The organism is Guptibacillus hwajinpoensis (assembly GCF_005144865.1).
GTDB classification, from domain to species: Bacteria; Bacillota; Bacilli; order Bacillales; family Guptibacillaceae; genus Guptibacillus; species Guptibacillus hwajinpoensis_A.
In genome coordinates this window covers 104,764-117,937 of sequence record NZ_SWFM01000002.1, presented here as the reverse complement: position 1 = coordinate 117,937, position 13,174 = coordinate 104,764, and the positions used below count along the sequence as shown (strand labels likewise).

17 protein-coding genes are annotated in these 13,174 nt (G+C 42.9%); all 17 read right to left on the bottom strand.

Annotated elements, in window-relative coordinates:
• Entirely contained in the window at positions 1-1,101 is a 1,101-nt protein-coding gene (gene flhB, locus FBF83_RS07970) for a flagellar biosynthesis protein FlhB (RefSeq protein ID WP_136946640.1), read from the bottom strand.
• A 4-nt stretch (positions 1,102-1,105) separates the two neighbouring features.
• On the bottom strand, positions 1,106-1,882 hold the full coding sequence (fliR, locus tag FBF83_RS07965; RefSeq protein WP_136946639.1) for a flagellar biosynthetic protein FliR: 777 nt from the start codon (positions 1,880-1,882) through the stop codon (positions 1,106-1,108).
• Positions 1,883-1,884: 2 nt separating this feature from the next.
• On the bottom strand, positions 1,885-2,154 hold the full coding sequence (gene fliQ, locus FBF83_RS07960) for a flagellar biosynthesis protein FliQ (RefSeq protein WP_048311296.1): 270 nt from the start codon (positions 2,152-2,154) through the stop codon (positions 1,885-1,887).
• An 11-nt stretch (positions 2,155-2,165) separates the two neighbouring features.
• Positions 2,166-2,843, bottom strand: a complete 678-nt coding sequence (fliP, locus tag FBF83_RS07955; RefSeq protein WP_420875125.1) for a flagellar type III secretion system pore protein FliP — start codon at positions 2,841-2,843, stop codon at positions 2,166-2,168.
• 5 nt (positions 2,844-2,848) lie between these two features.
• Complete coding sequence (locus tag FBF83_RS07950; RefSeq protein WP_136946637.1) at positions 2,849-3,436, bottom strand: flagellar biosynthetic protein FliO; 588 nt, start codon at positions 3,434-3,436, stop codon at positions 2,849-2,851.
• Positions 3,437-3,454: 18 nt separating this feature from the next.
• A complete protein-coding gene (gene fliY, locus FBF83_RS07945; RefSeq protein ID WP_136946636.1) occupies positions 3,455-4,582 on the bottom strand; it encodes a flagellar motor switch phosphatase FliY in 1,128 nt (375 codons plus the stop codon).
• The gene (gene fliM, locus FBF83_RS07940; protein ID WP_136946635.1) at positions 4,572-5,555 is read right to left on the bottom strand and encodes a flagellar motor switch protein FliM; all 984 of its coding nucleotides are present in this window, start codon (positions 5,553-5,555) and stop codon (positions 4,572-4,574) included. The genes fliY and fliM overlap by 11 nt, the downstream gene beginning before the upstream one ends.
• A 20-nt stretch (positions 5,556-5,575) precedes the next feature.
• Positions 5,576-5,776: a flagellar FlbD family protein gene (locus tag FBF83_RS07935; RefSeq protein WP_136946634.1), complete on the bottom strand. Its 201-nt coding sequence runs from the start codon at positions 5,774-5,776 to the stop codon at positions 5,576-5,578.
• Positions 5,777-5,813: 37 nt separating this feature from the next.
• On the bottom strand, positions 5,814-6,611 hold the full coding sequence (locus FBF83_RS07930; protein WP_136946633.1) for a flagellar hook-basal body complex protein: 798 nt from the start codon (positions 6,609-6,611) through the stop codon (positions 5,814-5,816).
• Between the two features lie 73 nt (positions 6,612-6,684).
• On the bottom strand, positions 6,685-7,053 hold the full coding sequence (locus tag FBF83_RS07925; RefSeq protein WP_136946632.1) for a TIGR02530 family flagellar biosynthesis protein: 369 nt from the start codon (positions 7,051-7,053) through the stop codon (positions 6,685-6,687).
• Between the two features lies 1 nt (position 7,054).
• Positions 7,055-7,480, bottom strand: coding sequence for a flagellar hook assembly protein FlgD (gene flgD, locus FBF83_RS07920; protein WP_136946631.1), 426 nt, complete (start codon positions 7,478-7,480; stop codon positions 7,055-7,057).
• Between the two features lie 12 nt (positions 7,481-7,492).
• Positions 7,493-8,683, bottom strand: a complete 1,191-nt coding sequence (locus tag FBF83_RS07915; RefSeq protein ID WP_240688061.1) for a flagellar hook-length control protein FliK — start codon at positions 8,681-8,683, stop codon at positions 7,493-7,495.
• Between the two features lie 23 nt (positions 8,684-8,706).
• On the bottom strand, positions 8,707-9,555 hold the full coding sequence (locus FBF83_RS07910; RefSeq protein ID WP_136946629.1) for a MotE family protein: 849 nt from the start codon (positions 9,553-9,555) through the stop codon (positions 8,707-8,709).
• A gap of 47 nt (positions 9,556-9,602) precedes the next feature.
• Positions 9,603-10,055 carry a flagellar export protein FliJ gene (fliJ, locus tag FBF83_RS07905; RefSeq protein ID WP_255436011.1) on the bottom strand — a complete coding sequence of 151 codons (453 nt, stop codon included), beginning with the start codon at positions 10,053-10,055 and terminating at the stop codon, positions 9,603-9,605.
• Between the two features lie 2 nt (positions 10,056-10,057).
• The gene (gene fliI, locus FBF83_RS07900; protein ID WP_136946627.1) at positions 10,058-11,377 is read right to left on the bottom strand and encodes a flagellar protein export ATPase FliI; all 1,320 of its coding nucleotides are present in this window, start codon (positions 11,375-11,377) and stop codon (positions 10,058-10,060) included.
• On the bottom strand, positions 11,367-12,164 hold the full coding sequence (locus tag FBF83_RS07895) for a FliH/SctL family protein (RefSeq protein WP_136946626.1): 798 nt from the start codon (positions 12,162-12,164) through the stop codon (positions 11,367-11,369). Before FBF83_RS07895 ends, fliI begins: the two co-directional genes overlap by 11 nt.
• Positions 12,157-13,170 carry a flagellar motor switch protein FliG gene (fliG, locus tag FBF83_RS07890; RefSeq protein ID WP_414635135.1) on the bottom strand — a complete coding sequence of 338 codons (1,014 nt, stop codon included), beginning with the start codon at positions 13,168-13,170 and terminating at the stop codon, positions 12,157-12,159. The genes FBF83_RS07895 and fliG overlap by 8 nt, the downstream gene beginning before the upstream one ends.
• Positions 13,171-13,174: the final 4 nt, after the last annotated feature.

Genomic DNA, 13,174 nt, shown 5'->3' with positions numbered 1-13,174 from the left:
TTAGTTCCCTCCTCCCGGGTAGCCTTTAATGCTGTAGACGTAAGCAAGAATTTCAGCAACTGCTTTGAACAAATCCTCAGGAACACCGTCACCAATTTCAACCTGGTGATAGAGCGCTCTTGCTAACTGGACATTTTCAGTTGTAATAATGTCATGCTCTTTCGCTTTTTCCTTAATTTTAAGAGCAACGTAATCCATTCCTTTTGCAACGACAGTCGGCTTGTCCATTTCATTTGGGTCATACTTGAGTGCAACTGCAAAGTGCGTCGGGTTTGTGATCACAACATCAGCACTTGGAATTTCAGCGATCATCCTGTTCATTCCAAGCGCACGCTGCTTCTCTTTAATTTTCGATTTAATGAGCGGGTCACCCTCGCTCTTTTTATATTCATCCTTAATGTCCTGTTTTGACATGCGGATGTTTTTTTCAAAGTCATATTTCTGATAAACATAGTCAAGTAGCGCCAGGAATAGAAGAAGAATCCCAACGGATAACCCCGTTTGTACGATTAGTGAGCCAACGAGTGATATGGCGTCTCCTATCGACTTCTGAGAAATTAGCATCACTTCTTCACGTTTGTTCCAGAGGACTGTGAAGGTGACGGCTGAGATAAACGTGATTTTAATTAATGATTTTAGAAGCTCAACAAGCGTTCTTGCCGAGAAAATGCGTTTTGCCCCTTTAAGCGGGTTAATTCGTTCAAGCTTTGCATGTAATGGATCTGTTGAAAAAAGAAAACCAACTTGCATATAGTTTGCGACAACACCCATAACGAGTGATATGCCCATTAACGGAGCGGCAATCACGGCTGCCTGCCAAACATTTTCTTTCATCATAAGATCAACATTCTGCTCTGTTAATGTCCAATTGGTAATGTAGACAAAATTGCTACGAATCATCGTTTGAAGGCCCTCAATGATCCACCCTCCTAGAAAAGACATAAAGAGGAAGACGCCGATCATCATAAATGCAGATGGGATTTCAGCACTTCTTGCTACCTGCCCTTTTTTGCGAGAATCCTGTCTTTTCTGTGGTGTTGCTTTCTCCGTCTTTTCCTGCGAAAAAAACTGAAGGTTCATTTTCAAACGATATGTACGCATCGTGCTACCCACCCAATATTTGTATAAGCTGACCCATTGTATCGATCATTTCGCGGAAAACGCCTCTTAATAGAAAGAAGAACGTTGGAATCGTAACGAGAATCAGAACAAAGCCGACAAAGATTTTCAGTGGCAGTCCAACGACAAAAATATTAACCTGTGGCACAGCTCTTGCGAGAAGACCTAACGCAACATCTACTAGAAACAGTGATGCAACAATCGGTAATGCAAGTTGAAATGCCGAGAAAAACATGCCTGAGAAAACTTCTGCTATGAATCTTGTAAGTGACTGACTATCAGCCTGCGTTAGTAGGGCATATGCAGGAAGAAGTTCATAACTTCTAACAAGACCATCTAGCATCATATGATGACCATCAACCGAAACGAGAAACAGTAATGCTAGCATATACTTAAAGTTACCGATGATCGGAACCTGGGCTCGCGTCTGTGGATCAATAACGTTTGCCATCACAAACCCCATCTGGAAATCTATAAAAGCACCTGCAACCTGAACGGTATAAAGAATAAGGGACGCGATAAAACCAAGTGAAAGTCCAATAAACAATTCTTTCAGGATGTAGATCACAAATGCTAGATCAAGTGCGAGGTCCGTTTCTCCTCCTAATCCAGCTGTAACGATCAGTGCGAAGAAAAAACCTAGCCCCACTTTGAAGCGGTTTGGAACACTTCTTGTCGAGAACACTGGTGCTGTAATGAAAAAAGACGTCGCCCTCATAAACACGAGCAAAAATAACGGTAGAGCGTTAATAACACTTTCCATCGTTATCCGATAAACCTGTACAGATTCTGATACAAATTCGTCGTGTAATCGATTAACGTTGTTAACATCCAAGGTCCAAACAGAATGATTGTTAAGAGAACGGCAATAATTTTTGGAATAAACGCGAGCGTCTGCTCTTGAATCTGCGTCATCGCTTGAAACACACTAACGATTAAGCCAACTCCAAGCGCAATCAGTAGGAGCGGAGCTGATACTATAATAACAATATAAACCGCATCTTCTGCGAGTGAAATGACCATATCTGGCGTCATCGTCGGCCTCCTTAGAAGCTTAGTAGAAGTGATTCGACAACTAGATACCAGCCATCGACAAGCACAAATAGTAGAATTTTAAACGGAAGTGAAATCATAACTGGTGGAAGCATCATCATACCCATCGCCATGAGCGTAGACGCTACTACCATATCGATAATAAGAAACGGAATAAAAATAATAAATCCAATTTGAAACGCTGTTTTCAATTCCGAAATTGCAAACGCTGGTACGAGCGCAGTTAGCCTGATCTCTTCTACAGACTCTGGCTTTTCAAGCTCCGCGTATTTATAGAATAGGGCAAGGTCTTTCTCTCTCGTATGCCCTGCCATAAATTCCTTAATAGGCAGTTCTGCGGCATCTAACGCTTCCTCCTGCCCAATTTCTTCATTCAAGTAAGGCTGAAGCGCTTCACTATTAATCTCAGAAAGAACGGGCGACATAACAAAAAAGGTAAGAAAAAGCGCCAACCCTACTAAAACCTGATTTGGTGGCATAGATTGGGTTGCTAGTGCCGATCTGACGAATGATAGGACAACAACTATTCTCGTAAAACAGGTCATGAGAACAAGAATAGCAGGGGCAAGTGACAGTACTGTTAGAAGAAGAACAAGCTGAACGGTAACCGAAACATCTTCTGTCGCATTAGAGCCAAAATCTAGTCCAGGGATCGTTAAGTTTATGAGCATATCCATCACTTATCGTCCCTTCCCTCGTTGTCATCCCAATATCTCGTCCGCTTGCTTCTCTGTCGCTTCAAGCTTGCTTGCACCATATCCTGAATACCGGTCTGCTTGTTATTCATAAACGAAAAGCTCGTTTTCTGATCTTCAGCAGTGTCCAGTATGTTTTTCACTTCTTCTTCATCATGAATTTCTTTTAGAAGATTAACCGTATCACCAACGCCAATCATATAAAGAGAGTTACCAACCTTCACCATTTGGACAGACTTGTTATTACCAAGAGGGGTCCCTCCAATTGGCGTGAAAACCGAATGGTGCTGTAGCTTATGCTGTCGCTTCGATAGAAATCGAATAAGCAAATAAATCAGCCCAACAACAACAATCGTATAGAATACTAACTTGATCAGAAGAAAGAAAATATTCGTATTCGCACTTTCCACTTCTGCTGGCTTTTCTTCCTGGCTAGGTGCATCTCCGTCTTCCGTCAGCCAGTCTTTAACACTTCCATCTCCATCAGTGGCTGCCCCTATTTCCTCTGGCGCAGCTAGCAAAAAGCTGAGCAGCAGGAGTGTCATGATGCCTAAAATAAGCTGTCTCACTCTTACACACTCCTTGATCTACCGCAGCTTAGATAACCGTTCCGCTGCACTAAGAATATCTGTTACCCTTACACCAAAGTTCTCATCAATGACGACAACTTCACCTTTCGCGATAAGCTTATTGTTGATTAGAATATCAACAGGTTCACCAGCAAGCTTGTCGAGTTCAAGAATCGATCCATGTGATAATTCAAGAATGTCTTTCACAATCCGCTTTGTACGCCCAAGTTCTACCGTCACTTGAAGCGGGATATCTAGGAGCATATTGAGGTTTCGTTGTTCACCATATGGATGATCGGCTTGACTGAAATTTGTGAATTGAACGTTCTGAATGTTCGGCTCAGGCTCACTTACTCTAGATGCGAATGGCTTTTCCCTCTCAGCCGATTCTGGTTGTTCTTCTTGTTGATCTTGATATGGTTTTTGTTGCAAATCGGGTTTCTGCTCCTTCTGCGATTCTCTTTCGCTTTCCTTTGATTCAGCTGCACGAAGTTCTTCTTCACTCACAAGCAGTTCGCTCATCTGCTTCGCTACCGAGGCAGGCATCACATGATGCACGACGGTTTGCACAATGGATCCAATGGAAAGTTCAAACGATACATCGATAAAAGCAGCCTCTTCGGACCCTTCAATTAGCACAGAGTTACTTGGTTCAGAAACAACTTGTAAATTGGTGAATGTGCCAGCAAATGAAGAGCCTGATGCCATACTCAAGCCTTTATGTACACTTTCCATCATGCCTATCACAACAGAAGTGAGGCTTTTATCAACGCTTGCTTCTTCCTCATCTCCCTTTGCAACAAGCCAGATATCAGCCATATCCTGAGCATCAGGAGGATTCAACATGAAAATCGCTTCACCAGAGGCTGCTCCTTCATAACGAAAAGACGCTTCTACGTAAGGAAGAGCTAATCCATTTTGAAATGCCTCATTCTCTAACACGTTCATTGTCACATTGGATACGATAACTTCTTGCATGAAAACAGAAGATAACGTTGTTGTCAGACTTCCCATCGAAACACTAAACAGTTCACTCAGTGCTTCCTTCTCAATCGAATGAAAATTCACGTCATACTCCTCCTTTCCTGCTGCAGTCTCTTGAAACAGCGCATTAAGTTCTCCCTCTGACAGGCGATCATCCGTCATGACCTTTGTCCTCCTCTTCTTCCTTCACTTCCGTAATTTGTACGGCCATACGACCTTTCGACGTTCCTGGCTGTCCATGAAACTTCACGCGGTTGTCGACCTTAACAACTAACGGATCGGTTACCGTCTGATCTAGCCGAATCACATCACCATCTTCAAGATTTAAAAACTCTTCAATCGTGATTTCTGAATGACCAAGCTCAGCGATAATCCCTAGGTTCGTTTTCTTCAACCGCTTTTCGAGCTCCTTACTTTCCTGAGGCTCTCGATCTTTCTTTTGATTGGAAAGCCAGTGATGTGCAGAAAGCCTTGGCATAATCGGCTCAAGAACAACATGAGGAAGACAGAGACGAATATCTCCGCTCACTTCCCCAACTGTCACATTTAACGTGACGGTAACAACCGTTTCATTCGGAGAAACAATTTGCAGGAAATGCGGGTTAACCTCAAGCTCTTTCAACTCTGTTTTCAGCTTCAATACCGACGTCCAGGCATCCTGAAAACTTTCAAGAATCTTACTGAAAATACGTTCAATAACCATTGTTTCAATTTCAGTTAAATGCGTAAGCTTATCCGGCTGCCCTCCCTGCCCACCGAGCATCCGGTCAAGCATGGCATAAGCGAGTTCCGGTGCTACATCAAGCACCATTTGGCCTTGAAGTGGCGAAGCGACAAAAAGGCTAAGAATTGAATTATCGGTAATTGATTTAACGAATTCCTCAAATGGCATTTGCTGAACAGAATGAACGGAGGCTTGAATAATCGTCCGAAGCTGAGCTGAAGAATAGGTTGTCATCAGCCGTGCACAGTTCTCGTGAATTCTTGTAAGAATACGAATATGATCCTGTGAAAAGCGAAGCGCTCTTTTGAAATCATATGTTTGGACTTTTCGTTCACTCATCGGCTTCTGACCTTTTTGGTCAATTGCAGCCAGAAGCGCATCCACCGTTGCTGGTGATAGCATGTCAGACAATATCGTCACCCCCGTTCGTTCTACTGTTTATTCTTGGCTAACACGTTAATATCTCGATAAAAGTTAGTAATTAACTGCTTCACTTCTTCAGCTGATTCAGTGACAACATACCGCTTTCCATTCGTAAGTAAAATCATTGTATCCGGTGTTGATTCAACCGTTTCAATGTAGATAGCATTCAACATCATCGATTCCCGATTTAATTTCGTTAACGTAATCATATGTATAGAGCGGGCTGAGAAGCTCAGCCCTTACCCCCTATCGTTTTAAATTCACGATTTCTTGAAGCATTTCATCTGAAGTAGTAATCACGCGTGAGTTCGCCTGGAAACCACGCTGTGCCAAAATCATCTCGGTGAATTCTTCTGTTAGATCAACGTTCGACATTTCGAGTTGTCCTGAGATGATACGAGATGCTTCCGGAATATCTTGTAACCCTCCAGACTTCCCTGTTAACCGATAAAGAGAACCACCGATTTTTTCTAAACCAGCTGCATTTTGTACTGTTCCTGTTTTTAACGTAGCTGTAGCAACTTCATTAGTTTCGCTACTAACGTAAGTCAAAACACCATTACCATCTACGTTGATTATTCTAGAAATATCATCGATAGGAACTCCTGGGGTGTCTATTGTTCCACCTTCAGGTATGGCAAGTACTTCCTGACCTTGTGTCGTTACAAGTTTCCCAGAAGATTCTCCACCTTCGTTTTCCTCAACTTGAACCTGAAATGAGGCAGATCGTGTGAGATATTCATTATCTCCGCTGCCAACTACAAAATAACCTTCACCCTGGAAACTCAAATCTGTCTGATTTCCAGTTGTAATCGGAGAACCCGAAGTGTGAATCGTATTAATAGATGACAATGAAGACCCAAGACCTACTTGAGTTGTATTCACTGAATCTCCACCCATATTTTGACTGAGTAAGTCTTTAAACATCACTGTGCTTTTCTTGAAACCAACAGTATTAACGTTTGCAATATTATTACCAATTACATCTAGCTTCGTTTGAAAGCCTCTCATTCCTGAAACGCCTGAGTACATGGATTTTAACATTTAAAATTCCCCTCTCGATTATGTCGCTGCTTCAATCGGTCCACAGCGATAGGCCTCCTGCTCGGTCCAGCCTTTATAGAATTAGTGCTGAGTCAATGTTTGTTACGATCTGGTTTTCCATGCCCTCCTGTTTCATCGCGGTAATGACTTTGTTATTCTTCACGCTTACGACAAATGCGAGGTCTTTCATCAACATGAGTGATTCTTTTGATCCTTTTTCTCTTGCTGTTGTTACTCCGTCATTCAGCTTTTGAAGCTGGCTGTCAGAAAGTGAGATACCATGCTGTTCTAATCGAACTTTTGCGTGATGACTAAATGATACTTCGGACTGTAGCGTTTGTTTGAGTTGATCCGCAAAAGATGTTTTGGATGGTTCTTGTTTTTGTACTGTTCTTAACGGTTGCTTTGGGTGATACACCTGATTAACTTGAATGTTTGCCATGCTATTTCTCCGTTTCGATGCGCTCTAGTAGGGAGATATCAATCTGTTTACCGTTATCAAGTTCAGCTAGGACTTTGCCTTCCTTGTACACAACAGCCTGTACGTTACCAGATGCGACTTCATTGTTTTCTGACCACTCAACGCTTTTTCCAATTAGATGCGCATGATCAGTCATTGAGCTTTGCAGCTGCCGATCGAAAAACTTGTTCATCGAACTGTTCATGTTCGTTATTTGCTCAAGTGAGCTAAACTGTGCCATCTGGCCAATAAATTCCGTATCCTGCATGGGCTTCATTGGATCTTGATTCGAAAGCTGTGCAACAAGAATTTTCAAGAAATCGTCTTTACCAAGTATTTCTGGTGACTGCGTTACCTTCTGCTTTTGGGCTGTTGATGAAGATAAAGATGCGACAGAGCCGGTATTCATGGTTTATCCCTCCTATACAGCGTAATTAATTCCGCCTTCAACCCGCTCTTCAATGTCTTGTGTGATTAGCGGATTATCGTCTACTTCATATTCTCCCTTGCGTTCCGCCCCTTGCTTACCCTGTTCAAATTGCTGCCCCTGCTGTGAGCGACCATCCTGCAACATAGAGCTTTGTGAAGGGGAAGAAGGTTGCTGAATTACTTCTACCTTATCGAGCTGAACTCCCTGCTGAACGAGCGTTTGGCGTAGCTGATGGAGCTGAGACTCAATCATTTCTTTAGCCGCTGATGTTGCTGTTGCAATAAAAGCAGTTACTTTCCCATCCGATGTTGTTAATCGAATATCCAACTGTCCTAAATTCTCAGGAGAAAGCTTGATACGAATATGAGATTCATCACCATTTTTCATAACCTGCATTCGCTCCGTAATCATGTCACTTAAACTCGTATTTAATTGACGTACGGGTATAGGTGTATTTGATTCCTTAACAAGCGACTGTGATGGCGCCTCGCTAGTTTTCATGTGAGGGAGGCTCTCAGGTTGTTCGTCAACTTGAGTTTTTGCTGGTTCAAGGTTTTCCGCAGCATCCATCTCAGTAATTTCAGCAGGCTGCTTTGCTTCAGTGGTCTCATCTGTCCTCTGAATAAGAGAAGTAAGTGAATCTTTCATTCTCGTTACCCCATCCACATCAGGTCTTTTTAACGTAGCTAAAAGATCGCTTTGTTCCTTTTTTGTTAACGTCTCATTGTTTTCTACGATTACTTTAGCAATCGCTGCTTTTACTTCTTCAGTAGATACGGTCTTAGTCTCGACAAGCTTCACTACCTGTTCACCTTCCAGACCGACTTTCAGCAACTCACCTTTTATGAAGCCAGGAAGTTTAATCTCACTAGGCTTCCCTTTATCATCATTCACTTGAGAAAGAAAAGCGCTGAGCTCGTCACTCGCATTCTTTGATGAAGGTAGCGGTTTACTAGACATTTCTGGTGTCATATTTCCAAGAGTCATTACCGGAATGAATGGCAATGTGGGTTCTTCTTTCACCTGCTTCTCCGACAAATCAGTTTCTTTAATAGGCTGATCCGGCTGCTTTTTCTCAATAGCCTGCTTAACATTGGTTAATAACTGCGCAAATCCAGTTGCATCACCATCGGCTTTTGCCTTTACTGGTTGAGCGGGTGTCGCTCCAAGTGACTGGATCATTGTTTTCACGTTTTCACCTCCCCTCAATCAGCTAATTCTGCGATATACATAGAAGAGACCGATTCCTCCATTTCTGAAAGGAGGGCGGTTCGTTTCGCTTTATCGATTTTTGCTAGGATCGAAGCACCTGTCGATTTGTCCTCATCGGTAGCCATTTTCTCAAGAATGTCTGCCGCTTCGTCGTCAGGCATTTCTGATAAATTTTTCGCTACGTCTGCAATTGATAGAGAGCTATCTTTACGATCAATAGCATTCATAAGAAGCGTTACCCGCTCCTGTAGAGCTGATATTTCTGGATCATCTGCTTTATCAAGATCTCGTAAAGCAATGGTAAGGTCTGCAGCTATCGAAGAATTCATCTTGCCGAGAACTGCTGCCTGCTCCGTGCTTCCCATGTTATCGAGTAACAACGCCGCTTCATTGAGCGTTAGCTTTTCTAAGATGGAGGCCGATTTTGAAGCGGACATTCCTTCATAGGTTTTTGCTAATTCCTGAAGCTTCTTATTACGCTCTTCCTTATCCGCTAACTCTTGCTTCATTTCTTCAGTTAATGACTCTAGCTCTGCTTGCTTTTGTTCGATTTCAATCTCTTGCTCATCAAGCTGTTTCTTCATACTCGTGATTTCACTATCTTTATTAGCAAGTTCTTGCTGAAGTTCTGCAAGTTCATTCTCTTTGTCATCCGATGCTTCAGCAGAAATAGCATCACCTACATACGCAATTGGTTTCTCGCTAATCGACGTGGCCATTCCAATAAGGTCATATCCTAGAAAAGGCAAGACCACCGCAAGTACCGTCGCCATAAAAGCAAGGGGGAGGAGAAAGCCGTGTATGATTCGTTCTTTCCATGAACTCTTCTGTCTCTTTCGCACTTGTCTCACGCCCTTAGCTCTCGTTGTTTAACAGCTTCATAATTAGACTATCCGTTTCTCGCAAGCATGTAAGCACGTACTGTATTTAAATCATCCAGCTCGTTTTGCTCAAGTATTTGAAGATCGCGGTGAAATTCTTCTTTCCGTGTTTCTTTAATGGATTGCCATGTTTTCTCTTCTTTTACTTTAGCTGCTAAGGCGTCTTGCTGGCTGCTTAACTGAATGTTGATCAGTTTCAGTTGGTTCTTTTGTTCCTGAATCTGTCTCTCTAAGTAAGCAATGTGCTCTTCTCCTCTTAAAAGCTCTGTTATCGAAAGCCCGTCCAGCTGTCGTTGCTCAAGCCGTCCACGCATCGAGTAGATTTCCTGTTCGAGAGAAGAGATCGCACGTTCTAAGTCCACTTGTACCTTAAGCACCTCGGCCATCTCAAGCTGAGCCTGTGCCTTCTCGTTTTCTTTTACATCAAGAATTCGTTGAAATGGGAATTGAAAAGCGGCGATGGTTATTCATCCTTTCCAAATCGTGTTAATAGCCACTCCTGACTATCTTCAAAAGATGCCTCATCATCGATGCCCTGCTTAATGTACTTCTCAATTTCTGGATGACTGGAGATTGCTTTGTCGATGTTGCTGTTTGTACCAGCTTTATACGCACCGATATTAATCAAATCTTCGGATGAGACATAAACAGCTAGAAGACGCTTGAACTCTTCCGCTGCCTTCATATGCTTAGATGTCACAATTTCTTTCATAACACGGCTTACGCTTTGCGATACGTTGATCGCAGGATACTGTCCTTTTTGTGCAAGCTTACGGTCAAGGACAATATGACCATCAAGAATACCTCGTACTGCGTCCGCAATCGGCTCATTCATATCGTCACCATCAACTAAAACAGTGTAAAACGCTGTAATCGAACCTGTTTCAGACGTTCCTGATCGTTCTAACAGCTTTGGCAAGAGAGCGAAAACACTTGGAGTATACCCTTTACTTGTTGGTGGTTCTCCGATTGCTAATCCGACTTCCCGCTGCGCCATCGCAAATCGTGTGACAGAATCCATCATGAGCATGACGCTCTTCCCTTGATCTCGGAAAAATTCAGCTATTGATGTTGCAGTGAGAGCACCTTTAATTCGCTGTAATGGCGGTTGATCGGATGTTGCTACAACGACAACGGATTTCTTTAACCCTTCTTCGCCAAGGTCACGCTCAATGAAATCTCTTACTTCTCGTCCTCGTTCACCGATCAGCGCAATGACGTTCACATCTGCTTCAGAGTTACGGGCAGCCATTCCCATTAACGTACTTTTACCAACACCACTACCTGCAAAAATACCAATCCGCTGTCCTTGACCAACTGTTAGAAGACCATCAATCGCTCTCACACCGAGCTGAAATGGACTCGTAATTCGTGGTCTTGTCATTGGATTTGGTGGCTTACGATTTGTAGAAACAGCTTTCAATCCGCCTGGTAGTTCCGAGTAATCGAGCGGCATACCCCTTCCATCCAAAATCGCACCTAAAAGAGAATAGCCTACTTTCACTTCAAGGGGTTGACCTGTTGCAACAACAAGGCAACCTGGCCCGATCTCAGATAAATCATGCATTGGCATAAGTAAGACTCTGTTTTCACGAAACCCAACTACTTCAGCTTCAATTGGCGTCCGCGAAGGTCCTGGATACAAGTAGCATAGCTCACCGATTTTCACCTCTGGACCGAGTGATTCAATCGTTAATCCAATCACCTGTGTGACTTTCCCATATTTCTGGACGGTTTCCATAGATTCAAGTAGCGAGAGATAAGGATCGACATTAATGCTCATCTGTTTTTCTCTCCTCAAACATCGAAAGCAGCTGTTTCTTAATTTCAGAAAGCTGACTATTTATCGAGATATCATAGGAGCCACTCGGTGTATGTACCAGACCTGAGCCTACTTCCAAATCACTCATTGGTATAAGTTTAAGGCTTGCATTCACATCAAGCTGTTTCTCAAGTTCATCGACCATCGGCACCATATGCTGATAGTCTTCAGCCGACACTTGAAAAACAACCTCTCCGCGATCCTGAACTTTCTTAAGCGTATCCTTCACCATTGAAAGCATCGTTTCGGGATTCTGTTCCATTTCATTCAGCATTATTTTCTTTGCAATGGCTGTGCTTAGTGAAAGAAGAAACGGTTCAGCGCTTTGAATTAATTCTTCCTTTTTGTTATAAGCACCCTTTACCATCGCTTCCATTTCTTGCTTTTGATTGCTTAGTTCAAAATGAACCTGCTGCATTCCCGCTTCATAACCAGAGGCATAACCCTGCTCCTCCGCTTCGCGGTACGTTTGTTTCGTAATTTCCTGCCATTCAAGCTCTTTTTGCTTCTGCTTTTGCTCAAGCTGATGGTGTACGTTCGCTTCTTCTTCACCAAGCTTTGTTCGAATGGTGTGGTACATGTCTTCGAGTCGAATCATCATTTCAAGAAGCTGCGACTTTTTCTCATCAATCGTTGTTGTACGAGTCGGCAGAATTCGCTGTTTTTTCGTATCGGCAACTGTTCTTTGCTCAAGTACTTTTGGAACAGCTCTTTTAGCTCCAGATGTATTCCGAATGATGTTAGACAATCAGATCATCTCCCCCGCCTCGCGCAATCATCACGTCACCTGTTTCTTCAAGATAACGGATAACGGAGACGATGCGCGACTGCGCTTCTTCCACTTCTCTGAGACGAAGAGGGCCCATCAATTCGATTTCCTCTTTTACTGTATCTACACGTCGGTTAGACATATTGCGGTAAATCGTATTCTTCACTTCTTCGCTTGCTACTTTTAGTGAAATAGACAGATCTTCGTCCTTCACTTCACTGATCACAAGACGAATGGAGCGATCATCAAGCGTAACGATATCTTCAAATACAAACATGCGCTTCTTGATTTCTTCTGCTAGATTTGGATCATCTTTTTCAAGCGTGCTAAGAATTGTTCTTTCGGTGCTTCGATCAACACCACTAAGCACTTGGACGATCGCTTCCACGCCACCAGTAAAGGTGTAATCCTGAGCACCCGTAGCGTTCAACTTGCTTTCAATAATGTTCTCGAGCTGACTGATCACTTCTGGTGAAGTACTATCCATTAAGGCAATTCGCCTCGCTACATCTGCCTGACTTTCTTGCGGCAATGAGGATAATATTTTAGAAGATTGCTTGGCATCTAGATAAGAGAGAACAAGGGCAATCGTTTGAGGATGCTCTTGCTGTAAGACATTTAGAATCTGATCTGGATCTGCTTTCCTCGCAAACGAAAATGGCTTCACTTTCAGATTTGCTTTAAGTCGATTAATGATTTCTTCCGCTTTCTTCGGACCAAGCGCTTTCTCAAGAATCTGGCGGGCGTATTCAATTCCCCCAACCGCGATGTAGTCTTTTGCCTTTACCATTTGAATGAATTCATCCACAACGGCTTCGCGCTCTTCAGGCTCTACTCGTCGAAGCTCAGAAATACCAAGCGCAAGCTGATCAATTTCCTTTTCGCTTAAATGCTTGAAAGTCTGCACTGACAGATCTGGTCCAAGAGAAGTAAGAAGGATCGCAGCTTTTTGTGTACCTGATAATTCTTCTACATTAGACACAATCCAA

Coding starts and splice junctions, on each gene's coding strand:
- FBF83_RS07935 (WP_136946634.1), bottom strand. CDS start 5,776: ATGATTACGTTAACGAAATTAAATCGGGAATCGATGATGTTGAATGCT.
- flhB (WP_136946640.1), bottom strand. CDS start 1,101: ATGCGTACATATCGTTTGAAAATGAACCTTCAGTTTTTTTCGCAGGAA.
- FBF83_RS07915 (WP_240688061.1), bottom strand. CDS start 8,683: ATGATCCAGTCACTTGGAGCGACACCCGCTCAACCAGTAAAGGCAAAA.
- fliQ (WP_048311296.1), bottom strand. CDS start 2,154: ATGACGCCAGATATGGTCATTTCACTCGCAGAAGATGCGGTTTATATT.
- FBF83_RS07930 (WP_136946633.1), bottom strand. CDS start 6,611: ATGTTAAAATCCATGTACTCAGGCGTTTCAGGAATGAGAGGCTTTCAA.
- fliR (WP_136946639.1), bottom strand. CDS start 1,882: ATGGAAAGTGTTATTAACGCTCTACCGTTATTTTTGCTCGTGTTTATG.
- FBF83_RS07925 (WP_136946632.1), bottom strand. CDS start 7,053: ATGGCAAACATTCAAGTTAATCAGGTGTATCACCCAAAGCAACCGTTA.
- fliP (WP_420875125.1), bottom strand. CDS start 2,843: ATGCTCATAAACTTAACGATCCCTGGACTAGATTTTGGCTCTAATGCG.
- flgD (WP_136946631.1), bottom strand. CDS start 7,480: ATGAATACCGGCTCTGTCGCATCTTTATCTTCATCAACAGCCCAAAAG.
- fliY (WP_136946636.1), bottom strand. CDS start 4,582: ATGACGGATGATCGCCTGTCAGAGGGAGAACTTAATGCGCTGTTTCAA.
- fliI (WP_136946627.1), bottom strand. CDS start 11,377: ATGAGCATTAATGTCGATCCTTATCTCTCGCTACTTGAATCTATGGAA.